We start from the raw sequence: 21987 nt of genomic DNA on the forward strand, positions 1-21987 counted from the left end.
TCCGGCGGTCGAGCGCGGCGGGGAGCGCGGAGCGGGGAGTCGGGACCGAGGCGGGGACGGCCCGGACCGGAGAACGGACCGAGCTTAGGTTAGGCAAGCCTAATGGCGCCAACTGGCGGCGCGCCGCGCCGCGTTGGGCCGAGGAGGCCCGACCCGGTAGTAAGGTGAGCCTTCCCTCAGGTCGCGACCCGCGGACGGTGGCCGTCCCGCGCCGGACCGCGTCCGCCCCTCTGCCGATCCACCCCTCCCGGGAGCTCCCGTGATCCTCGCCCCGGCACCGGCGCCACGCCGCCCCGCCGAGAGCTGCTCCGCCCTGACGGCCGCCGCCTACCGGCGCCTGGCCGCGCTGTGCCCGGCACTGGAGGTCGCGGTCTGCGCGCCGAGGACGCCCGCCGGGCCGGGCTGGGTCGACGGCACGGAACTCGTCGGGCGCCCGGGGCTGCTGGACGCCCTCCTCGCCGACGGGGCCGACCGGATCAGGGCGGAACACGGCCGCGCGCCCCGCCCCGACGTCACCGCCTCCCGCTTCCTGCACGGCCACCTGTGGTCCCTGTGCCTTCTGCTGAGCGGCCCCTGGTACCTGGAGCGCCGGGTGCCGCTGCTGCGCCCCGAGGACGTACGCCTCGCCCTGCGCGGCGAGGGCCACCAGGTGGTCCCCGGGGCCTTCGCCTGCCTGCCGGGCGATCCCGCGGCGGGCCTGCCCGGCGTCCGGGTGCTGTCCGGGGAGCGGGAGACGGCCGAGGCGCTGCTGCACGCCGTCGCCACCCTGGCCCGGCCCCTGTGCGGCGCCCTCTCCCCGCGGCTGCGCCGGGGGCCGCGCGCCCTGTGGGGCATGGTCGAGGACGACCTCGTCTCGGGCATCTGGTACCTGGGCCGGATGCTGGGCGAGGAGGAGCGGGCCGTGGGAGAGGCCGAACGGCTCCTGCCGGGGCCGATGGCGCCGTTCCCGGCGGGCGCCGCGTTCCGGTGGCTGGAGGACGCGGACGGCCGGCGCCGTCCGACGCGCGACCGGGCCGGATGCTGCCTCTACTACACACTGCGCCCCGCGGAGGCGTGCGGTACGTGCCCGCGCACCGGCGACGCCGAGCGCCTGCGGCGGATCGCCGCGGAGCGCGGCCCGGCGCAGCAGCCCCCGCCCGCACCGGAGCACGGTGGGGGCTCCTGACGGAGGGCCCGCACCCGGGCTCCCGGCACGGGCGACGCCCCGCGCCCGCGGTGGGCCGGCGGGCGGCAGTAGCCCGGATGGCCCTGGACGGGGGTGTGCGGGGAGGGCGTTCGCGGGTAGCAGGTGGTGATGGACGACCACACACCAGACGACAGCCCGCAGGACCGGATGGCCATGGCCGCCCTGTACCTGGAGTCCGTCAAGGCGCGCATGGACCCGGAGGACTTCTCGACGCTCCATACGGCCGTGGAGGAGATGACCCGGCTGATGGCGGAGGGCAACGAGGGCTTCCTCGAAGCGGGGTCGGCCAAGAACTTCGCCGGGGACGTCCAGCGCGAGTTCCTCGTCGTGATGGCGATCGTCTCGACCGGGCGGATGGACCACGAGGTGGTCGACATGCCGGGCCCCGACGGGAGCGCCGGCTACGCGGTCGTCACCCCCGAGGTCGCGGGCGACCCCGAGGCGCTCGCGGAGATCCGGGACCAGGTGCACACCTGGATGACCGAGCGGCAGGCGGTCGACGACGCGCTGGAGGGCATCGCCCGCGCCAGCGGGATGGACCCCGAGGGCTGATCCCGACGGGCGGGGGCCACGGGGGCGGGACGGCACCGCCGTCCGGGTGCCGCGCCCGAGCGGCCCCGGACCGGTGGGACCGGCGCCGGGACCCCCGTCCGCGTCCGGGCCGGGAACCCGCCGCGGCCCGCGTCGGCCCTCCCGGCCCGTCGGGAACCGTTCACCCGCCATCACCCGTCCGTTGCGGTGCACGGGTGTGCGAGGAGGATCCGGGGGAACCCGCGGTCACGGGAGGGCCGAACCCCCCGGCGGCAGGCGGGCCGGTGAGACCCCCGGGAGCCGCCCCCACCCGGTTCCGGTGCGCGGCCCACGGGGCCGTCCGCACTCCGGACGCGCCGCGCCCTGCCCACCGGCTTCCCCGGTGACCGGTACAGGCCATTGGCGGACGCGCGGCGGCGCTGCGTCCGCGCGGGGCGGCGAGCCGCCCCCCGAACCGCCCCGGGGGCCCCTGCCGTGCGGAAACGACCCCACCGTCACACGGTGAAGACGGCGTCACAAGCGCTTCACACGCAGCGCACTTTCGGTCGCGTGTACGAGCGCTGACCCGGAGTGACGGACGGCGGGCACCCCGCTCTCGTAGCGTTCCGCTCCATGCGACGTACTCAGATGAGGCGCATGGGCCTCGCTTCCGTCTTCGCCCTCTTCCTCGCCGTCTTCGGCCTGGCGCCCGCCGCGCACGCGGCCGATCCCGCGCCGGCCGAGCTGACCTTCAGCACCGACGCCGCCACCACCACCCCCGGCGGCACGGTGAACCTGTCGATGACCATGACCAACAACCAGACCTACGACATCTGGTTCATCTACCAGACCATCGACCCGACCTGGCTGACGACGCAGCGCCCCGACCTCAAGTACAGCTTCACCGGCTGCGCGCTGGCCACCACCGGCGGCAGCGTGCCGTGCTCGGGCACCGGCCCCGCGGACCTCGGCGGCAACTACGGCACGACCATCCCGCCCGGCCAGAGCCGCACCGTGACCCTGACGCTCCAGGTCGCGGCCGACTCCGGCTGCAACGGCAACATCGGCTTCTACTCCTACTTCTACGCCGAGTTCAGCGACAGCAGCAACCTCAGCGGGGGCCCGGTCTACACGCCCGAGACCCGCGTCCTGTGCGCCTGACCGCACACCCGGGCGAGCCCGTATGACGGTCGCCGCCGCGCCCCTGCCGACCCGGCGGCGCGGCGGCGACACACGTTGGCTGAAAATCGACGTTTGACGATAGCTACATCGGTCTAGACCAATGGCGGCGATCCGGGCACCGACGTTCCGGACCCCCTCCCGAGAAGGCCGCAACCGCCTGCTGAGCAGGGGAGCGCACATCCTGGAGGCGCTTTCGCGCCCCCACAACACGCCCCCAACAGAGCACAGTTCGTCACCTGTCGTTTTCCGCCAGCTTTCGCGGTGGGAACACAAAAGGTCCACACACGCATCACTATGTGACGAGACGGATGTGAGCGACCAGCCGCCCGAGGGGGCGGCGGCGTCCGCACGGGGGTGACGTCCGCTCCGCACGGGGCTGTCTTCATCCCGTCCTTGGGGAGGGGACATAACCGCATGAAGCGGAGTATTCGCACGACTCTGTGCACGGCCGGCGCCCTGCTGGCCTCTCTGTGCCTGCCCGTGAGCACGGCACACGCCGACGACCCGGTACGCATCGACCTACGGGTCCTCGTGGTCTCCGACGGCGGGCCCGCGGTGGACGCCATCGCCGCGGAACTCGAGACCGCGGGCACCCCCTACACGGAGGTGGACCTCCAGCAGGCGGGCCGACCCGTCATCGACGCGGCCTTCCTGGCGGACACCGTGGCCGGTGTTCCGCGCGCCAGGTTCCAGGCCGTCGTCCTGCCGAACGACAACCCCTTCCCGGCGGGCTCCGCCGAGATGACGGCCCTCGCCGACTACGAGCGCACCTACGACATCCCGCAGGTGGACGCCTACACCTACGCCCGGCCCGAGGCCGGGCTCCAGTACCCCGTCTTCGGCGGCTACTCCGGCAGCATGGACGGCGTCGAGGCGCAGGTCACGCCGGCGGGCGCGACCGGCCCCTTCGCCTACCTCGACGGCGCGGTGCCCTTCGAGGACAACTCGCCCGACGTCGGCGAGAGCTACGCCTTCCTTTCCACCCCCGTCGCCGGCGCCGACTTCACCACCTACGTCGACGCACCGATCCCGGGCCGGGCCACCCGCGGCTCCCTGGTCGGGGAGTACCGCCACGACGGGCGGCGCGAACTGGTCGTCACCTTCGTCTACAACCAGTACCAGCAGCAGTTCCGCCTGCTCGCCCGCGGCATCGTGGAATGGATGACCGACGGCGTGCACCTGGGCGCCTCCCGCAACTACTTCGCCGTCCACGTCGACGACGTGTTCGCCGCGGACGACCGCTGGAACTCCGAGCTCAACTGCACTCCCGGAGACGTGGACTGCACCGACAGCAGCGTGCAGCCGGACCCGATCCGGATGACCGCCGCCGACGTCGACCACGCCACCGCGTGGCAGGACGCCAAGCAGTTCACCCTCGACCTCGCCTACAACGGCGCCGGCAGCGTCGACCACCGCGAGGACAACAACGGCGAGGACGCCCTGGCCGACCGCCTGATCGCCGAGCGCGACGAGTTCCGGTGGATCAACCACACCTACACCCACGCCTTCCTCGGCTGCGTGCAGGACACCACCGTGGTCCCGTGGCGGTGCGAGACCACTCCGGGCGGCGACACCGTCTGGGTGAGCCGCAACGACATCTCCGACGAGATCGCCACCAACCGCGTCTGGGGCGACGTCGCCGGCCTTCCGCTGGAGGACGACGAGCTGGTCACGGGCGAGCACTCCGGCCTGAAGGTGACGCCGCAGCAGCCGCAGGACAACCCGAACCTGGCCCCCGCCCTCGGCGACAACGCCGTCACCTGGCTCGCGTCCGACAACTCGCGCGACCCGCAGCTGCGCCAGGTCGGCCCGGCGCTCACCGTCGCGCGCTACCCGATGAACGTCTTCTACAACGCGGGCCGCGCCGCCGAGCAGGTCGACGAGTACAACTGGATCTACACCAGCCGCGCCCAGGGCGGCAGCGGCATCTGCGAGGACTACCCCGAGACGACCACCTGCCTCCCGGCTCCGCTCGACCTCTCCACGGGCTACGGCGACTACATCGTCCCGCTGGAGACCCGGATCGCCCTCGGCCACGTGATCGCCAACGACCCCAAGCCCCACTTCATCCACCAGTCGAACCTCGCCGAGGACCGCATCGCCTACCCCGTGCTCGACGGCGTGCTCGACACCTACGCGGGCCTGTTCGCGGACAGCGCCCCGGTCGTCAACCTGCGGATGAAGGACATCGGCATCGAGCAGCAGCGCCGTGCCGCATGGCGCGCGGCCGTCGCCGCCGGGCAGGTCAGCGCCTACCGGACCGGCGACACCGTCACCGTGGAGACCCCCGCGGGCCTCGCGGTCACCGCGACCATGCCCGCCGGGACGCAGAGCGGGACCGCCGCCTTCGGCAGTCCCTACGCCGGGCAGGTCTCCGGCTGGGCCACCGGCACGGCCGGGTCCCTCACCCTGGACGTCCCCGGGGCGGCCGCCCCGGCCGCCGCCCCCGAGAGCGGTTCCTCCCCGGAGCCCTCCGGCACCGCGCCGGACGTCCCCGTACCCGCCGGCGTCACCCGGCAGGTGCCCTACTCGCCCGAGAGCTGAGCGTGCCGCGGGCGCCCCTCGGGGGCGCCCGCGCCACCTGCACGCCTCTGTCCAGCCCTCGACGGCGGAGCACACCCATGCACGCTATCCACGGCGCGCGCCACTCCGGCGCGACGCACGTCACCCTGCTCACCGAAGGTACCTACCCGCACAGCCACGGCGGTGTGAGCGTCTGGTGCGACCAGATCGTCACCGGCATGCCGGACGTCGCCTTCGACGTCCTGGCCGTCACCGGCACCGGCCGCGAACCGGTGGTGTGGGAGCTGCCCCCGCACGTCACCCGGGTCCGCTCGGCACCCATGTGGGGCCCGGCCCCCGGTGGTCGGCCCCCCTCGGGACGGCGCGAGCGCCGGATCGCCCAGGCCTACGAGCGCTTCGCCACCGCGCTGCTCGACCCCTGCGCGGAGGACGGGTTCGCCCCGGCGCTCTACACCCTGGCGGACGCCGCGGCGGACGGGCTGCTCAGCCCCTTCCTCCGGAGCGACCGCGCCATCGGCGTCCTGGCCTCCGTCTGGAACCGCCCCGGCCTGATAGTCCGCGAGGCGCGCCCCAACCTGCACGACGCGCTGACCGCCACCAGCCTGCTGGAGCACGCCCTTCGGCCGCTGGCGGCCGAGGCGCCCCGGCACGGCGTGTCGCACGCCGTCAGCGGCGGGGTCGCCGTGCTGCCCGGTCTCGCCGGGCTCGAACGCCACGGTGTGCCGCTTCTGCTCACCGAGCACGGCGTCTACCTCCGCGAGCGCTACCTCGGGTACCGCACGGCCCCCTACCGCTGGCCGGTCAAGGCCGTGGTGCTCGGCTTCTTCCGGCTGCTCGCGGAGGAGACCTACCGCCGGGCGGCACTCATCACCCCGGGCAACCGGTACAACCGGCTGTGGGAGGAGCAGGGCGGTGCCGACCCGCGCCTGATCCGCACCGTCTACAACGGCGTGGACCCCTCGGCCTTCCCGCCGGCCGGGCCGGAACCCGACGGCCCGGTGCTCAGCTGGGCGGGCCGGGTCGACCCGATCAAGGACCTGGAGACCCTGATCCGCGCCTTCGCCCTCGTCCGGGAGAAGCAGCCGGAGGTGACCCTGCGGCTCTTCGGGGGGACTCCCCGCGGCGGCGAGGCCTACCGCGAGCGCTGCGAGGCGCTCGCCGCCTCACTCGGACACGCCGAGGCCGTCCGGTTCGAGGGCCGGGTGGAGGACATCACCGACGCCTACGCCGCCGGCTCTGTCGTGATGCTGTCCAGCATCAGCGAGGGCTTCCCCTTCACCCTGATCGAGGCGATGTCCTGCGGCCGCGCCACGGTCTCCACCGACGTGGGCGGCGTGCGCGAGGCCGTCGGGGAGGCCGGGCTCGTCGTCCCCCCGCGCGATCCGCGGGCGATGGCGGACGCGGCACTGGAGCTCCTCGGCGATCCCGGGCGCCGACGGCGCATGGGCGAGGCGGCACGGCTGCGCGTCATCGAGCAGTTCACCCTGCGCCAGACGATCGACGCCTTCCGGGACATCTACCAGGAACTCGCCGACCGCCGCGGGCTCCTGCCACGCCAGCGCACCGCGGCGGAGCCCGTCGCGCTGCTCGCGGCCGTCGGGCGGGAGCGGATACCCGCCGCCGGAACGGCGGGCATGGCCGGATGAGCGGACCGCTGCCCCTGGAGCCCCGCACCGGGGAGGACACCCTGGCCCTGCGCCTGGGCGACCAGCGCACCCTGGCCCTGCGCCTGCCCCGGATGCGGGGGCGCGAGCAGGAGATAGACCGCCTCGCCGCCGAGATGACCGAGGCGCTGGGCCCCGCCGTCCACTCCTACGAGATCGCGGCGATGCTGGAGTCCGAAGGACTCACGGCGGACGTGATCCGCGAACGGTACGGCAAGAAGGACCTGTTCGCGCTCGCGGACGCCCTCTACCAGCGGGTGCCGCGGGCCTTCCCGGAACCGCAGGCGCCGGGGGACCCGTGGCGCCCGGACCATCTGCGCTGCGCCCTGCGCGGTGCGCTGTTCGCGCTGCCGGGCCTCGCGCACCTGCTGACCGCCCCGCTGTGGCAGGGCACCGACGCCGTCCCCGCGCTGGTCACGGCCGGGCTCGTGTCCTGGGCCTTCGGCCAGGCCCTGGGCCACCGCGCCTACCTGCGGCTCGCCGACGGCCGCCGGGAGGCCGGCCGGACACTGCTGCTCGGGGCGCTGGCCGGGGCGGCCCTGGCCACCGCGGCGGGGCTCGCGGTCGCCGGGCCGGGACCGGCCGCCGCCTTCGCGGCCGCGCAGTCGGTCTACCTCGCCTGCGCGGGCGTGCTCCTCGTCCTGGGCCGGGAGAAGCTGCTCCTGGCCGCCCTCGCCCCGCTGATCGCCGGAGCCGCAGCCCTGGTGTGGTGGGACGCCGGCGCCGCCGTGCGGATCGCGGTGCCCCTGGCGACGGTGGCCGCCACGGTCGCCGCCGCGGGGTTCGCGCTGTCCCGTGCACTGGCGGCACCGGCGGCCGCGCACGCGGCACGGCCCCGGGCCCTGCTGTCGGTCCCCTACGGCCTGTTCGGTCTCGCCGCGGGCGCCCTGGTGCTGAGCGAAGGCCGCGCGGAGCCCTTCGCGGTGATCGTGCTCACCGTGAGCATGGGCCCGGCGGAGTGGCTGCTCTACCGCTACCGCGGGCTGTCCGTCGCGGCGCTGCGGTCGGCCGCCACGCCGTCCGGGTTCCGCCGCCGCTCGGCGGGCATCCTGATGCTCTGCCTGGCCGGCTACCTGCTGCCCCTGCTCCCGGGCGCCCTGCTGGTGGGCGCCGACCCGGCCACCCTGCTGGCGCTCGGCGCCACGCTGTGGTGCGCCCTGCTCCTGCAGGCGTTCGGGATCGCCTGGCCACCGGCCCTGGTGTGCCTGGCGGCGGCGTCCGCGGTGGCGGTCCCTGCCCTGGCCTCGGCGCCTCCGCACCCGCTGCTGCTCCCCGCGAGCTGCGGGGCGGCCTCGCTCGTGCTGGCCGCCTGGGTACTGAGCCGCCTCGGCCGACCGGCCGCCCACACCTGACCCGCGCACCGGGACCGCCGGCACCGACGCGGCGGTCCCCGCACCGGCGGGCCGCGGCCCGCACCGCACCCTCACGACCGTTCCGCGAACCACCGACCGAAAGGACACGTGTTGACCTCCGCACCGCTCGCCGCCGTCACCGGAGCCGAAGGATTCATCGGCTCCCATCTGACCGAGGCGCTCGTCGCCGCGGGCTACCGCGTCAGAGCCATGGCGCAGTACAACTCCTTCTCCTCCTACGGCTGGCTGGAGACCCTCTCCGCCGATGTGCTCGCGGAGGTGGAGATCGTCCTGGGAGACGTGCGGGACCCGGGCTCGGTCCGCGCCCTCACCGAAGGGGCGGAGTGCGTCTACCACCTCGCCGCGCTCATCGCGATCCCGTACTCGTACCAGGCGCCGCACAGCTACGTGGACACCAACGTCACCGGCACGCTGAACGTGCTGGAGGCGGTGCGCGCCCTCGGTACGCCCCGCCTGGTGCACACCTCGACCAGCGAGACCTACGGCACCGCGCAGACGGTCCCCATCACCGAGGACCACCCGATCAACACCCAGTCCCCGTACGCGGCCTCGAAGGCGGGCGGCGACCGGCTCGCGGACAGCTACCACGCGAGCTTCGGCACCCCGGTGGTCACGCTCCGCCCCTTCAACACCTTCGGCCCCCGGCAGTCGATGCGGGCCGTGATCCCCACGGTGATCGGCCAGCTCGCCGCGGGCGCGCGGACCATCACGCTCGGCGACCTCCGTCCCACCCGCGACTTCACCTTCGTCCGGGACACGGCGCAGGCCTTCCTCGCGGTCGGCACGGCCGAGGCCGAGCGGGTCGTCGGCCGGACCTTCAACGCCGGCACCGGGGGCGAGATCTCCGTCGGCGACCTGGTGTCGCTCATCGGGAAGGTCATGGACACCCCGGTCGACGTCCGCACGGACGCCGAGCGCGTACGCCCGGCCGACTCCGAGGTGATGCGCCTGGTGGCCGACGCCACGCGGCTGCGCGAGACCACCGGCTGGGCCCCGGCTCACGACCTGGAGCAGGGGCTCGCCCACACCGTGGAGTTCTTCCGCGACCCGGCGAACCTCGCCCGCTACAAGACCGACATCTACAACATCTGACCGTTCGGACACCACGAAGGAGAAGCCTGTGCATGCAGTGATCCTGGCGGGAGGCAAGGGTGTCCGGCTGCGGCCGTACACCACCGCGCTGCCGAAGCCGCTGGTCCCCATCGGCGACCAGCACGCGATCCTGGAGATCGTGCTGCGCCAGCTCGCCGCGGCCGGATTCCGCAGCTGCACCCTCGCCATCGGGCACCTGGGGGAGATCATCCGGGCCTACGTCGGCGACGGGTCCCAGTGGGGCATGGCCATCGACTACGCCACCGAGGAGAGCCCGCTGGGCACCATGGGTCCGCTGCTGAACCTGCGCGACCGCCTGCCCGAGCAGTTCCTCGTCATGAACGGCGACGTCCTCACCGACCTCGACTACGCGGACGTGCTGGGCCGGCACACCGACTCCGGTGCACCGCTGACCATCGCCACCTACAGCCGCCAGGTCCGCATCGACTTCGGTGTGCTCACCACCGACGACCGGCGGGTCGTCGGGTTCACCGAGAAGCCGAGCCTGGACTACCGGGTCTCCATGGGGGTCTACGGCCTCTCCCGGGCCACACTCGACAGCTACACGCCCGGCCTCCCGCTCGGCTTCGACGAGCTGGTGCTGGACCTGCTGAAGGAGGAGAACCCCCCGCACGCGTACGAGTTCGACGGCTACTGGCTCGACATAGGCCGCCCCGACGACTACGACCGGGCCAACGCCGAGTTCACCAGCCGCAAGTCACTGCTGCTCAAGGGAGCCTGAACCCCCGTCATGCGCATCCTCGTCCTGGGCTTCACCGGATATCTGGGCGGACACGTCACCGGCCTGCTGCGCCGCACGCCGGACGTGGCCGTGATCGGCGGCGGGCGCTCGCCCGCCGCCGACGTCGGCGTCGACCTCGCCACCGTCTCCCCCGACCGCCTGGCGGGGACACTCGCCGACGTCGCACCCGACGCGGTGGTCAACTGCGCCGGGGCGGTGGGCGGCGACGCCGTCACCCTGGCGGAGGTGAACGCCCGGGGCCCGGCCGTGCTGGCCGCGGCCCTGCGGTCCGCGGCCCCCGGGGCCCGGCTGGTCCACCTCGGTTCCGCGGCCGAGTACGGCCCGGGCACCGAGGGGGTACGGGTGGCGGAGACGGCCCAGGCCGCTCCCGCCACCCCGTACGGCGCCACGAAGCTCGCCGGCACGGCGGCGGTGACCGCGTCGGGACTGGACGCGGTCGTGCTGAGGGTGGGCAATCCGGTCGGCCCGGGGGCTCCGGCCGCGGGTCTTCCGGGGCGGGTGGTCCGGCTGCTGCGGTCGGCCGGCGGGGGCCCCGATGCGGAGCTCCGGCTCGGGGACCTCTCCCCGTACCGGGACTTCGTGGACGTGCGCGACGTCGCCCGGGCCTCACTGCTCGCGGCGACGGTCCCCGGACCGCTCCCGGGCGTGCTGAACGTCGGCGGCGGCGGGGCGGTCCCCGTGCGGGACCTGGTGCAGGGGCTGGCGCGGGCGGCCGGGTTCCGGGGCCGGGTGGTGGAGCAGAACGGCGGATCGGCCCGCTCCGGCGGGGTGTCCTGGCAGTGCTCCGACATCGCCGCCGCCGAGAAGGCGCTCGGCTGGCGGCCCGCGCACACCCTTCGGGACTCGGTGGCCGCCCTGTGGCGGGAGGACGGCACCGCGGTGGCCGCCGGTGCCGTCCCGGACGGCACGCCGTGAGCCTCCTGATACCCCTCTACGTCCACCCGGCCGACGATCCGGGCGCCTGGCACCGGCTCATCACCGCTGCACGCCGCACCTGGGCCGTGATCCTGAACCCCGCGAGCGGGCCGGGCGATGAGCCCGATCCGGCGTACGCGGCGGCCGCCAGGGCGCTGCGTGCGCGCGGGGCCCGGGTCCTCGGCTACGTGGACAGCGGCTACGGCCGCCGCACGGAGGACACGGTCGCGGAGGAGGTCGCCCGCTACCGCGAGTGGTACGCCGCGGACGGCTGCTTCCTCGACCAGGTGACCTCGGGCGCGGCGGAACTCCCGGCCTGCCGGCGCCTGGTCCGCAGGGTCCGCAGGCTCGGCGCGTCGCCGGTCGTGATCAACCCGGGTGTGCACCCGGCGCCCGGGTACGCGCGGGCCGCCGACCTCACCGTCACCTTCGAGGGCCACTGGAGCACCTACGTGTCCGCTTTCAGCCGACCCGACTGGACCGTCCGTCAGGCACCGGAGCGCTTCTGCCACCTGGTGTACGGCGTGCCGGAGGCCCTGGTGCCGCTGGCGGTGCGCACGGCGCGCACCCGGGGGGCGGCCGTCACCGGTCCGGTCACCGGCGACCTGCCCAACCCCTGGGCGGACCTCACCCCCGCGCTCGCGGGAGCCGAGCGATGAGGCGCGGGGCGCGCCACGCGCTCGTGGCGCTGCTGGTGCTGGCGGCCGCGGGATGCTCCTCGGACGGCGGCGAACCGGGTGCCCGCGGTCCGGACCGCTCCTCCCCCGCCCCGCGGCCCCCGGCCTCCACCGGGCCGCCGGCGGGCACGGCCTCGCCGGGGACGCCGCCGTCCGCCTCGGCCTCCGCACCGTCGCCGGGGCGCACGTCCGGTACGCCCGGTCCGGGGGCGTCCTCGGGACCGGGCGGGCGCTGGCAGCCCCGGCCCGGGCTCGCCTGGCAGTGGCAGTTGGACGGGCGGGTCGACCCCTCGGTGGACGTGCCGGTCTACGACATCGACGGCTTTGAGAACTCCGCGGCCGACGTGGCCCGCCTGAAGCGGGACGGGCGCCGGGTCATCTGCTACATCAACGCGGGTGCCTGGGAGGACTACCGGCCCGACCAGGAGGACTTCCCCCGCTCCCTGCTGGGCTCGCCCAACGGGTGGCACGGCGAGCGGTGGCTGGACATCAGGCGGACGGACGTCCTGCGGCCGCTGATGGAGCGCCGCTTCGACATGTGCCGGGACAAGGGCTTCGACGCCGTCGAGCCGGACCTGCTGGAGGGGTACGCCAACGACACCGGGTTCCCGCTCTCCGCCGACGACCAGCTGCGCTACAACCTGATGATCGCCGAGATCGCGCACGACCGCGGCCTGGCGGTCGGCCTGAAGAACGACCTGGCGCATGTCCCGGTGCTGGTGGACCACTTCGACTTCGCGGTGAACGAGGAGTGTGCGGAGTTCGACGAGTGCGAGCGGCTGGAGCCGTTCGTCGCGGCGGGGAAGGCGGTGTTCCACGTGGAGTACGAGGAGCGGACCGAGGAGTTCTGTGCGGACTCCCGGGACCTGGGGCTGTCGTCGATGCGCAAGCGCCTGGATCTGGACGTGTGGCGCGACCCCTGCTGAGAGGACGGAGGCCGGGACCGCGGTCCGGGTGCGGCGCCCTGTGCGGGTCTCGTGCGGGGCGCCGTGGCGCGAGGGAGGCGGCCCGGCGGGCCTCAGCCGCGGCTGCGAGCGCCCAGGGCGATGCCCGCGGCGACGGTCGCGGCCGCCGCGAGGCCCGCCAGGGGGACGGCCCAGTGCCCGGCCAGGGTGGCGAGCAGCACCAGGAAGGCGCCGCAGGGCAGCACCAGGTGCTCGGCGATGTCCCGCTTGAAGTGGCGTGCGTGGACGGCCCACACGGAGACCATGAACAGCGCGGTGGGAAGGGTCACGGCGAACGCGGCCCCGGTCGCGGACACGTGGGCGTGGTGGGTGACCTGCTCCACCGCCACCTCCAGGCCGGCCCCGATCGCGGCCGCGGAGCCGAGGACGACGTAGTGGGCGTAGCCCCACAGGAACGCCTGGCGGCTGGAGACCAGGTACTCGTGGATGGGAACGGAGAAGTAGATCCAGAAGGCCGCGAACACGATCACCAGGCCGCCCGCGGCGACCGGCAGCAGGTCGCCGAGCGCGTGCTCGTCCAGCCCGGCCTGCACGGCGACGCTGGTGGCCGCGATGCTCTCGCCGAGCATGATGATGGTGAACAGCCCGTAGCGCTCCGAGATGTGGTGCGGATGCCAGGGGGTGCGCCGGCTGTGCTCGGCGAAGGCGGGGACGGCCAGCTCCGCGACGATCAGCGGCGCGATGCCCCACAGCCATGCGGCATCGGGCAGCAGCACCAGCACCACCCAGCCGAGCTGCACCAGGACCAGGCCCCCGGCGTACCGCAGGGCGGTCGTCCGCCCCGCGCCGGTCTCCCCGCGGGAGGCGCGCAGCCACTGGGCGGTGAGGGCCACGCGCATGATCAGGTAGCCGACGACGGCCACCGTGTAGTCGCCTTCGTCGAAGGCCTCGGGGATCCCGGCCGCCAGGACCAGCACCCCGGCCATCTGGACCAGGGTGGCCACCCGGTAGGGGACGTCGTCGCAGTCGTAGGCGGAGGCGAACCAGGTGAAGTTCACCCAGGCCCACCACAGCGCGAAGAACACCAGGAGGTACCCGCCGATGCCGTGGGCCGGATCGCCCTCCGCGACGGCGTGGACGAGCCGGGCCCCGGCGCGGGCGACGGCCACCACGAAGCACAGGTCGAACAGCAGCTCCAGCGGAGTGGCGGCCCGGTGCGCCTCGTCGGGGCGCCGGGAGGTCATCCGCACCAGGGGCCGCACGACCCGGCCCCGGCCCACTCCCTGGGAACTGTGCTCGGTCATCTCCGGTCCGCCTCCCGCTCGGCATCGCACGTCGTCCCAGAATGGCCCAGAAGGGCCGAGGGGACGCGGCAGGCGCGGCGGGAGGGCGGGCGGCGGTGCCTCGCCGGGGGGCGGGACCGCCGCCGGGGCCCGGCGGGCCGGATCCGGGCCGGTCAGCGCGGGCGGCGGCAGTGCACGTAGAGCTGGGGTTCGGGCGTGGCGAGCTCCGTCGCCGGGGTGAACTCCTCCTCCCGGACCTCGGCCACGCTCAGCCCCGCCTCCTCCACCAGGTGCACGAACGCCTCGGTGGAGAAGCTGGTGAGGGTCACCTCGTGGCCCATCCAGCGGCCCTCGACTCCGTCGAGGTCGAGGGGGACGGTGGCGAGAGCGCAGACGCCGCCGGGCACCAGCGCGGCGGCCGCCCTGGCAAGGACGGCGCGCTGCTCGGCGCGGGTCATCTGGAGCAGGCTGAAGTAGGAGCAGACGCCGTCGTAGTGGCCCGGCTCCGGCTCGTGGGTGCGGATGTCGGCGAGGAGGAAGCGGGCGTCGGGCACATGGCGCGAGGCCAGCTCGACCATGACCGGTGACACGTCGACGCCCGTCACCCGGTGCCCGGATCCGGCGAGGGCGGCGGCGACGGGCCTGCCGGTGCCGGACCCGATGTCGAGGACCCGGCTCCCGGGCGGCAGTTCGCCCAGGAGCCAGGCCACGCTCTGCCTGCGCCCCTCGGAGGCGGCGAAGGCGCTCTCGTACTCCTCCGCGATCGCGTCGAAGAGACGGGCCGCGGGCGGCGGTTGCTGCACGGGGTGCCTTCCGGTCGGGGCGGTCGGGTGGCGTCGGACGCGGGCGGTGCGGTGCCGGCCCGGAGGGAGGCACTGCGCCGCGGCGGGCCGGGTGCCTGGACGCTTCCCTCGGCCACGGGGGGTGAAACCGCGGGGCCTACGGCCCGTCCGGGAGGTCGATCTCCGCGATCTCCTCCAGGGACATGTCCAGTTGCCGGTGGAGGAAGCGGACGATCGTCCAGTGCGGCAGCGCCTCCTCCTCGAACGGCCCGAACGCCCGGCAGTACAGGGGGATCCAGCGCAGCGCCTCCTCCACGACCTCCTCGCGCCCGGGCTCGCGCTGGTAGTCCTGGTAGGCGATGCTGCGGTGCTCGATGAGGTAGCCGCCGGGAAGCCGCTCCTCGCAGAGGGCCCGGTACTCGCGGGTCTGGAGGATCAGGTAGTGCCAGATCTCGTCCACGGCCTGCTCGACCGGGAGGAACAGTCCGGAGAGCCGCTCGCGGTGGAGCGAGACCAGGTACAGGTAGCGGAGGCATTCGAGTACCTGCCGTTCGACGAACGCCTTCGGGGGGCCGTCCCCGGCGGAGAAGTGGGCCACGACCTCCTCGTGGAGGTCGTGGCCGAGGAGGGTGCGCAGGTCCTCGGCCGTCGTCTGCGGTGGTGCGCTCACGTCTCTCCCTCGAGGTGCGGTGCGGTGCCGCCGGCGCGTCGGCGCCGGGGCCTCGCGGTGGGGTGCCGGTTTCCCGGCGCGGTCAGCGGCTCGTGTCGAGCCAGGCGTACTTGCCGGATCGGCCGATGGGGACGTGGTCGCGGTGCTCCAGCGCGCAGCGGCGTCCGACGAGGGCGCCGACGGCCCCTGCCAGTTCCCCGGCCACGGGCGGTGCCAGCGGGGCTCCGTCGAAGGTGGTGTACGACAGACGGGCGTCCCGGTCGCCGTCGACGCGGAGCCGGTGGACGAAGACGGCGGGGGAGATCCCGGCGACGCAGTCGTCCAGGTCCCCCTGGGCGATCGGGCCCCGGCGGCCGGTGCGCAGCGCTCCTGCGGGCAGCAGTTCCTTCTCCCGTCCGCAGAAGCGCTCGATCCGCTCCGGGTCCGGGGTGCCGTCGAGGGTCCGCACGCAGTCGCCCGAGCGGTAGCGGATCAGCGGCATGTAGGGGTTGCGGACGCTGGAGACGATCAGGCTGTAGATGTCGCTTCCCGGGGTGACGGGCAGGAGTTCGACGCTCATCCGGTCGAGGTGGGGGTGGTACCGGCCGTGGCGGTCGCTGTAGTAGAGGTAGCCGAGTTCGGTGCTGCCGAAGAGGTCGACGACCGGGCAGGCGAAGTGCCGCGTCAGGAAGCGCCGGACGTTGGTGGGGGTGTACTCGTAGGCGTGGACGATGCTGGCGGGCCGCGGGAGGTCCTCCCACAGGCCCCACCGGCGGGCCTTGAGGACCAGATGGGCCAGGTGGTAGCCGGAGCAGTCGAGGTGGTACCAGCCGCGGGGGTGCGCCCGGCGGGCCTCGTGGATCTCCGCCACCATCCGTTCGACGTCGGAGCGCTCCCACTGCGCCGGGTCCAGGCGCAGGTTGAGGTACACGGTGCGGTCGTCGAGCCTGCGGTCGCGCAGCGACGGCACCGGTTCGGGCGTGGCACCGCGTTTCCCGGCGTTGGTGCGTGCGACGTGCTCCGTCGCCAGCACGGTGGTCAGGGAGACGCGCTCGCAGCCCTGCTCCCAGGTGAAGGCGATGTCCGGGTGCTCGCTCCAGAGCCTGTAGTAGGAGTGCAGCAGGAAGTACGGGGGCCGGATGATCTGCATCCTGGCGTGGTTGGTGCCGGTGGAGAGCACGAACTCCGCCTCGCCCTCGGCGAGCGCGGCAGCCAGTCGCGGCGTCATCCAGTTGCCGGGGAACCCCCGGGCGATCTCGGGCTTCTCCAGGACGGGGAAGCTGCCCGCGGCAACCGACGCGCGGTAGATCGGTATGTCCCTCACCTGTTCGACGAACTCTGCCGGCGGTTGACCGTGCACGCGAGCACCCCCTGTGGACCGGTTGGCGGATTGCGGATTCACTGCCGGCGAGGGCCGGGGTCCCTTGCGGAATCCCTGCCGGGAAAGGGGCCGGGGGCCCTGGAGGCACGCCCGGCCCATCCCGCTCCCCCGTCAGCCGCGGTTCAGGAGATGCAGCCCGACTTTCCGGCGGCGCTGATGCAGCCGGACTTCGGAGCCGCGCTGATGCAGCCGGACTTGGCCGAACCCTGGGCCGAGTTGACGGCCACCCACTTCTGCCAGACGGCGTCCTGCGACATCTTCGCGATCAGCTTTTCCATGCGACCCTCCGAATAGGAACATAGGAACGACGGCCATTGATTGTGGCGCGGTGACAGACCGTAAAGCCCAGACCAAGTCACTGTCAATGAAGGGCAATCCGGATGGCGCTATCAGGACACGAGAGCGCTCTCACGCGGCAATTCGAGACAGCACCCGGGTCGACCCAGGTCAACGGAACCCCCCGTTCACCCCGCCGTCGCCAAACCGCCCCGACACGGGAGGAGCGGCGCAACCGCGCGCACCCCAAGAGCCCGCCACCGGGGCACGGGGGCGGCCGCAGGGGTCGGCGGCGGGCCCCGCGAGCCGGACGGCCGGACCTCCCGCCGGAGCCCGCACACCCGGCACCAGTCCCCGGCGCCCGCTCCGCACTTGACGATCCCTTGACCTGGACTGCAAGGTAATCCGCGGGTAAAGCGGACTTCCCGTTCTCCCGGCAGTACCACCACCATCTCCATTCGGCCACAAGCACGAGGATGGCGATGCTTTTCGGCCCGACTCTGGCGCGCACCCGCTGAAACCCGACGGACACCTGCGGTTTTCGGACATCCATCGAATCCGTGCATCCGCATCCCGAGGGAATTCCGAACACTCCACCCGTATTCGGAGCACGGCAATGCGCGCCCCGCCCGGCCGCCCCGGCGCACCGCCTCCGCACAGGGCGGTCCGCTCCGCTCCACGCCATTGCCGAGTGAATATGCCGCTGCCCGGTGCCGGGGGAATCCTCCCCCGCGCCTTTCCCTCCCTTCCCCAGAGAGGCCCCCCATGAAGCCCCTGATCGACCGGGCACGCTCCTTCACGGCCCATGTGGCCGAGCATTCCGAGGAGTTCCGCGCCCTGGAGGCCGGCCAGCGCCCCGAGGTGCTCTTCATCACCTGCTCCGACTCCCGGGTGGTGCCCGCCCTCATCACCGGCGCGCGGCCCGGGGAGCTCTTCGAACTCCGCACCGCCGGAAACGTCGTGCCGGAGTACGGTGCCGACCGGCCCTGCGCGGAGGCCGCCACCGTCGAGTACGCGGTGGAGGTGCTCGGCGTGCGCGACGTCGTCGTCTGCGGCCACTCGCACTGCGGCGCGGTGGGCGCCCTGGTCCGCTCCGACGACCTCTCCGCCGTCCCCTCCGTACAGGGGTGGCTGGAGCGGTCGACCCCGCGCCCCGCGGGCGGCCCGGGAGTCCGCCCCGACCTCGCCGAGTCCGTGCAGGACCATGCGCTCACCCAGCTGCAGCGCCTCCACGCGCACCCCAGCGTGGCGAGGCGGGTCGCGGAGGGAGCCCTGTCCCTGCACGCCTGGTACTACGAGGTCCACACGGGCGCCGTGCGGACCTACGACACCGGCAGCGGATCCTTCAGGCCGCTGTGAACCACACCGCCCGTGCCCTTCGGCCGCAACCCCCACCAACCCCACACATCGAGGAAGGCCGCTGATGTTATCCCCCCTCGGCAACACCTCCGACGTCCGACGGGACGTCCTGGCGTCGCTGGTCGTGTTCCTGGTCGCCCTGCCCCTGTGTGTCGGCGTCGCCGTGGCCTCCGGCGTCCCCGCCGAGCTGGGCCTGATCACCGGCATCGTCGGCGGGCTCGTGGTCGGTGCCCTGCCCGGCAGCAGCCTCCAGGTCAGCGGCCCGGCCGCGGGACTGACGGTCCTGGTCTACGAGGCCGTGCAGACCTTCGGCCTCGCCGCACTGGGCGCCCTCGTGCTGGTCTCCGGACTCCTCCAGATCGGCCTGGGAGCCCTGCGGTTCGGCCGTGTCTTCCGCGCCATCTCCGTCTCCGTCGTCCACGGGATGCTCGCGGGCATCGGCCTGGTGCTGCTCTTCGGGCAGCTCTACACGATGGCCGGGCTGGAGCAGCCCCGCTCCGGCTTCGAGAAGATCATCGGTGTGCCCGGGCTGGTGGCCGACGTGCTCACCTCCCGGCAGGCACTGACCGCCTCGGCACTCGGCCTGGGGACCATCGCCGTCCTGGTCCTCTGGAAGAGACTGCCGGCCCGCGTCCGGGTACTCCCCGCTCCCCTCGCCGCGGTGGCCCTGGCCACGGCCGTGGCCGCCGCCGGGGGCCTGTCCGTCCCGCGGGTCGAGGTACAGGGGCTGCTGTCGGCCGTACAGCCCCCCGGCGCTTCGGCCTTCGCCGCCCTGGCAAGCCTCGCCGCGGTCGGCACCGTGCTCGCCTTCGCGCTGATCGCCTCGGCCGAGAGCCTGTTCAGCGCCGCCGCCGTCGACAGGATGCACAACGGCAAGGGCACCGAGTACGACAAGGAGCTGATGGCGCAGGGAGTGGGCAACACGCTGTGCGGCGCGCTCGGCGCCCTGCCGCTGACCGCCGTCATCGTCCGCAGCTCCGCCAATGTCCAGGCGGGTGCCAGGACGAAGCTCTCGCGCGTCCTGCACGGGCTGTGGCTGGTGCTGTTCGCGGCACTGCTACCCGCGGCCATCGGGATCATCCCGCTCGCCGCGCTCGCCGGAGTCCTGCTCCACGCCGGCTGCAAGCTCGTCCCCACCGGGGAGTTCCTTCCGCTGTGGCGCAGGCACCGGGGCGAGGCGCTGGTCCTGGCCGCCACGGCGCTGGCCATCGTCGCCGTCGGGATGTTCGAGGGCGTGCTCCTCGGCCTGCTGCTGGCCGTGGTCAAGTGCGCCTGGGAGACCTCCCAGGTGCAGGTCGGCGTGCACGAGCTGACCGACGGCCGGCTCATCGTCTCCATCACCGGCTCGGCGACCTTCCTGCGCCTGCCGCGGCTGCTGGAGGCGCTGGAGGCGATCCCGCAGGACCGGCCGGTCGAGCTGGACCTCACCGGGGTCCGCCACCTCGACCACGCCTGCGCCACCACGCTCGACACCTGGGCGCAGCGGCGCGGGACATCGGTCGCCACCCTGACCAACGCCTGAGCCCCACCGCTCCTGCCACCGCCGCCGCCCCCTCCGGCCCCCGCACCGCGGGCCGGAGGGGGCGGCACGCGAGGTGAGCACAGGGCGCGAGGGGCGGGGAACGCGCCAGCCCGGGGGGTTGGCCGATCCTCGCGTTGACCAGATGGATGCCTGAGGCATGTAGTTGTCCGTGGAGCCACCTTCGTCCGAGCCGCCGATGCCACCGTCTGCGAGGCCCCCATGACCGAAGCCGCAGCCTTCCCCCAGGACCGCACCTGCCCCTACCACCCGCCCGGCGCCTACACCTCGTCACGCCGCACGCACCCGCTCTCCCGGGTGACCCTGTGGGACGGACGCTCCGTGTGGCTGGTGACCGGGCACGCCGCCGCCCGGGCGCTCCTCGCGGACCAGCGGCTGTCCAGCGACTCCACCCACCGCGACTTCCCCGTGCCCACCGAGCGGGCGGCGCTCCGGCGGCGCCGTCGCCCGGCGCTGCTCGGGCTCGACGACCCCGAGCACCACGCACAGCGGCGGATGCTGATCCGCGGCTTCACCCTCCAGCGCGCGGAGCGGATGCGGCCCCGCATCCGGACCGTGGTCGACGGGCTGCTGGATGCGGTGGAGGCGCAGGGTCCTCCCGCCGAGCTGGTCGCCTCCTTCGCGCTGCCCGTGCCGTCCATGGTGATCTGCGAGCTGCTCGGGGTGCCCTACGCGGACCACGAGTTCTTCGAGACGCAGTCGCGCCGTCTGCTGCGCGGTCCCACGGGGGCGGACGTCGAGGACGCCCTCGCGCGACTGGAGGCGTACCTGGGCGACCTGGTCGACCGCAAGCGGGCGCACCCCGGCGAGGGGGTGCTCGACGACCTGGTGGCACGTCAGCTGGAAACGGGCGCACCGCAGCGGGAGGAACTGGTCCAGCTGGCCACGATCCTGCTGGTCGCAGGGCACGAGACCACGGCCAACATGATCTCCCTGGGCGCCTTCACACTGCTGCGGCACCCCCGGCGGATGGCGGAGCTGCGAGCGAACCCCGCGCTCGTCCCGGCCGCCGTGGAGGAACTGCTGAGGTTCCTGTCCGTCGCCGACGGCCTGCTGCGCGTGGCACGCGAGGACACGGAGGTCGCCGGAGTGCTGATCCGCGCCGGTGAGGGCGTGGTGTTCGCCACCTCCGCCATCAACCGGGACACCGAGGTCTACGCCGCCCCCGACTTGCTGGACTGGGCCCGCCCGGCCCGTCACCACCTGGCCTTCGGCCACGGCATCCACCAGTGCCTGGGACAGAACCTCGCCCGGGCGGAGCTGGAGATCGCGCTGGGCACGCTGCTGCGCCGGCTGCCCGGGCTGCGGCTCGCGGTGCCCCCGCAGGAGGTTCCCTTCAAGCCCGGCGACACGATCCAGGGGATGCTCGAACTCCCCGTCACCTGGTGAGGGGAGGCGGGCAGCCCGTGCGTGTGACCGTCGACGGAGGGGCCTGCATCGGCGCGGGGCAGTGCGCCCTGACCTGCCCGGAGGTCTTCACCCAGGACGAGGACGGCTTCGGCACCGTGGCACCGGGCCACGAGGACGGCGCGGGCAGCCCGCTCGTGCGCGAGGCCGCGCGGGCCTGCCCGGTCGGGGCCGTCGTACTCGTCGAGGACGCTTAGGGCCTGTCTCCTTGAACGGCTATGAGTGCCGTTTCTGTGGGGTGCTGGCGGGTGGGTGGTGACCGCACCGGCGCGCCGGGCATCCTCGATCCGGCAGGCGCGGGGAGGGATTCGGGTGGAGTTCGCCTTCGATTGCGGGTGGTGCGGCGGGGACGACTACGGGCGGCCCCGGACTCCTGGGACCTGCCCTCCCCCAGGACCGACCTCACGGGCAACACCCGCGAGCACCTGAACACGGTCACCACCGAACGCAAAGGCTGGCCAAGCGAAACGCTCGGCTGGGAAACCCCAGCCGAGCGCCTGCGTAGACCGCTCGTCGTCAC

The 21987-nt window shown here is 73.8% G+C and carries 20 protein-coding genes; 15 read left to right on the forward strand and 5 right to left on the reverse strand.

Annotation, left to right across the window (positions count from 1 at the left end):
• Positions 1 to 259: 259 nt before the first annotated feature.
• From NPS70_RS24005 to NPS70_RS24055, 11 genes are all read left to right on the forward strand, one after another.
• Positions 260 to 1165 (forward strand): (2Fe-2S)-binding protein, encoded by a 906-nt coding sequence (locus NPS70_RS24005; RefSeq protein ID WP_256526469.1) that lies wholly within the window; start codon positions 260 to 262, stop codon positions 1163 to 1165.
• Positions 1166 to 1294: 129 nt separating this feature from the next.
• Positions 1295 to 1738 (forward strand): hypothetical protein, encoded by a 444-nt coding sequence (locus tag NPS70_RS24010; RefSeq protein WP_256526470.1) that lies wholly within the window; start codon positions 1295 to 1297, stop codon positions 1736 to 1738.
• A gap of 591 nt (positions 1739 to 2329) precedes the next feature.
• Positions 2330 to 2857, forward strand: a complete 528-nt coding sequence (locus tag NPS70_RS24015; protein WP_256526471.1) for a hypothetical protein — start codon at positions 2330 to 2332, stop codon at positions 2855 to 2857.
• Positions 2858 to 3292: 435 nt separating this feature from the next.
• Positions 3293 to 5422: a hypothetical protein gene (locus NPS70_RS24020; protein ID WP_256526472.1), complete on the forward strand. Its 2130-nt coding sequence runs from the start codon at positions 3293 to 3295 to the stop codon at positions 5420 to 5422.
• 77 nt (positions 5423 to 5499) lie between these two features.
• On the forward strand, positions 5500 to 7047 hold the full coding sequence (pelF, locus tag NPS70_RS24025; protein WP_256526473.1) for a GT4 family glycosyltransferase PelF: 1548 nt from the start codon (positions 5500 to 5502) through the stop codon (positions 7045 to 7047).
• On the forward strand, positions 7044 to 8417 hold the full coding sequence (locus NPS70_RS24030; RefSeq protein WP_256526474.1) for a hypothetical protein: 1374 nt from the start codon (positions 7044 to 7046) through the stop codon (positions 8415 to 8417). The genes pelF and NPS70_RS24030 overlap by 4 nt, the downstream gene beginning before the upstream one ends.
• Before the next feature lie 111 nt (positions 8418 to 8528).
• A complete protein-coding gene (locus NPS70_RS24035; protein WP_256526475.1) occupies positions 8529 to 9530 on the forward strand; it encodes an SDR family NAD(P)-dependent oxidoreductase in 1002 nt (333 codons plus the stop codon).
• 28 nt (positions 9531 to 9558) lie between these two features.
• Positions 9559 to 10272 (forward strand): sugar phosphate nucleotidyltransferase, encoded by a 714-nt coding sequence (locus NPS70_RS24040; protein WP_256526476.1) that lies wholly within the window; start codon positions 9559 to 9561, stop codon positions 10270 to 10272.
• Positions 10273 to 10281: 9 nt separating this feature from the next.
• A complete protein-coding gene (locus NPS70_RS24045) occupies positions 10282 to 11208 on the forward strand; it encodes an NAD(P)-dependent oxidoreductase (protein ID WP_256526477.1) in 927 nt (308 codons plus the stop codon).
• Positions 11205 to 11867, forward strand: coding sequence for a spherulation-specific family 4 protein (locus tag NPS70_RS24050; RefSeq protein ID WP_256526478.1), 663 nt, complete (start codon positions 11205 to 11207; stop codon positions 11865 to 11867). Before NPS70_RS24045 ends, NPS70_RS24050 begins: the two co-directional genes overlap by 4 nt.
• Positions 11864 to 12811 carry an endo alpha-1,4 polygalactosaminidase gene (locus NPS70_RS24055; protein ID WP_256526479.1) on the forward strand — a complete coding sequence of 316 codons (948 nt, stop codon included), beginning with the start codon at positions 11864 to 11866 and terminating at the stop codon, positions 12809 to 12811. Before NPS70_RS24050 ends, NPS70_RS24055 begins: the two co-directional genes overlap by 4 nt.
• Positions 12812 to 12903: 92 nt before the next feature.
• Here the strand turns inward: NPS70_RS24055 and NPS70_RS24060 are convergent, their stop codons facing one another.
• The 5 genes from NPS70_RS24060 to NPS70_RS24080 all read right to left on the reverse strand — a co-directional run bounded on the left by NPS70_RS24060 (position 12904) and on the right by NPS70_RS24080 (position 17163).
• Positions 12904 to 14094 carry a low temperature requirement protein A gene (locus NPS70_RS24060; protein WP_256526480.1) on the reverse strand — a complete coding sequence of 397 codons (1191 nt, stop codon included), beginning with the start codon at positions 14092 to 14094 and terminating at the stop codon, positions 12904 to 12906.
• 152 nt (positions 14095 to 14246) lie between these two features.
• Entirely contained in the window at positions 14247 to 14876 is a 630-nt protein-coding gene (locus NPS70_RS24065; protein ID WP_256526481.1) for a class I SAM-dependent methyltransferase, read from the reverse strand.
• 136 nt (positions 14877 to 15012) lie between these two features.
• Positions 15013 to 15525, reverse strand: coding sequence for a hypothetical protein (locus tag NPS70_RS24070; RefSeq protein ID WP_256526482.1), 513 nt, complete (start codon positions 15523 to 15525; stop codon positions 15013 to 15015).
• Positions 15526 to 15607: 82 nt separating this feature from the next.
• The gene (locus NPS70_RS24075; RefSeq protein ID WP_256526483.1) at positions 15608 to 16864 is read right to left on the reverse strand and encodes a hypothetical protein; all 1257 of its coding nucleotides are present in this window, start codon (positions 16862 to 16864) and stop codon (positions 15608 to 15610) included.
• Positions 16865 to 17007: 143 nt separating this feature from the next.
• The gene (locus NPS70_RS24080) at positions 17008 to 17163 is read right to left on the reverse strand and encodes a hypothetical protein (protein ID WP_256526484.1); all 156 of its coding nucleotides are present in this window, start codon (positions 17161 to 17163) and stop codon (positions 17008 to 17010) included.
• A gap of 763 nt (positions 17164 to 17926) precedes the next feature.
• Between NPS70_RS24080 and NPS70_RS24085 the strand changes: the two genes are divergently transcribed.
• The 4 genes from NPS70_RS24085 to NPS70_RS24100 all read left to right on the forward strand — a co-directional run bounded on the left by NPS70_RS24085 (position 17927) and on the right by NPS70_RS24100 (position 21664).
• Positions 17927 to 18520: a carbonic anhydrase gene (locus tag NPS70_RS24085; RefSeq protein ID WP_256526485.1), complete on the forward strand. Its 594-nt coding sequence runs from the start codon at positions 17927 to 17929 to the stop codon at positions 18518 to 18520.
• A gap of 64 nt (positions 18521 to 18584) precedes the next feature.
• Entirely contained in the window at positions 18585 to 20042 is a 1458-nt protein-coding gene (locus NPS70_RS24090; protein WP_256526486.1) for a SulP family inorganic anion transporter, read from the forward strand.
• A 219-nt stretch (positions 20043 to 20261) separates the two neighbouring features.
• Positions 20262 to 21449: a cytochrome P450 gene (locus tag NPS70_RS24095; protein ID WP_256526487.1), complete on the forward strand. Its 1188-nt coding sequence runs from the start codon at positions 20262 to 20264 to the stop codon at positions 21447 to 21449.
• Between the two features lie 17 nt (positions 21450 to 21466).
• Positions 21467 to 21664, forward strand: coding sequence for a ferredoxin (locus tag NPS70_RS24100; RefSeq protein ID WP_256526488.1), 198 nt, complete (start codon positions 21467 to 21469; stop codon positions 21662 to 21664).
• The last annotated feature ends 323 nt before the right edge of the window (positions 21665 to 21987 follow it).

It is taken from the genome of Streptomyces sp. C10-9-1, from assembly GCF_024497955.1.
GTDB lineage: Bacteria > Actinomycetota > Actinomycetes > Streptomycetales > Streptomycetaceae > Streptomyces > Streptomyces sanyensis.

Bases quoted from the DNA above. Each gene is read 5' to 3' on its own strand.
- NPS70_RS24060 (WP_256526480.1), bottom strand. From the start codon at position 14,094: ATGACCGAGCACAGTTCCCAGGGAGTGGGCCGGGGCCGGGTCGTGCGG.
- NPS70_RS24090 (WP_256526486.1), top strand. From the start codon at position 18,585: ATGTTATCCCCCCTCGGCAACACCTCCGACGTCCGACGGGACGTCCTG.
- NPS70_RS24085 (WP_256526485.1), top strand. From the start codon at position 17,927: ATGAAGCCCCTGATCGACCGGGCACGCTCCTTCACGGCCCATGTGGCC.
- NPS70_RS24010 (WP_256526470.1), top strand. From the start codon at position 1,295: ATGGACGACCACACACCAGACGACAGCCCGCAGGACCGGATGGCCATG.
- NPS70_RS24020 (WP_256526472.1), top strand. From the start codon at position 3,293: ATGAAGCGGAGTATTCGCACGACTCTGTGCACGGCCGGCGCCCTGCTG.
- NPS70_RS24030 (WP_256526474.1), top strand. From the start codon at position 7,044: ATGAGCGGACCGCTGCCCCTGGAGCCCCGCACCGGGGAGGACACCCTG.
- NPS70_RS24055 (WP_256526479.1), top strand. From the start codon at position 11,864: ATGAGGCGCGGGGCGCGCCACGCGCTCGTGGCGCTGCTGGTGCTGGCG.
- NPS70_RS24015 (WP_256526471.1), top strand. From the start codon at position 2,330: ATGCGACGTACTCAGATGAGGCGCATGGGCCTCGCTTCCGTCTTCGCC.
- pelF (WP_256526473.1), top strand. From the start codon at position 5,500: ATGCACGCTATCCACGGCGCGCGCCACTCCGGCGCGACGCACGTCACC.
- NPS70_RS24095 (WP_256526487.1), top strand. From the start codon at position 20,262: ATGACCGAAGCCGCAGCCTTCCCCCAGGACCGCACCTGCCCCTACCAC.
- NPS70_RS24080 (WP_256526484.1), bottom strand. From the start codon at position 17,163: ATGGAAAAGCTGATCGCGAAGATGTCGCAGGACGCCGTCTGGCAGAAG.
- NPS70_RS24045 (WP_256526477.1), top strand. From the start codon at position 10,282: ATGCGCATCCTCGTCCTGGGCTTCACCGGATATCTGGGCGGACACGTC.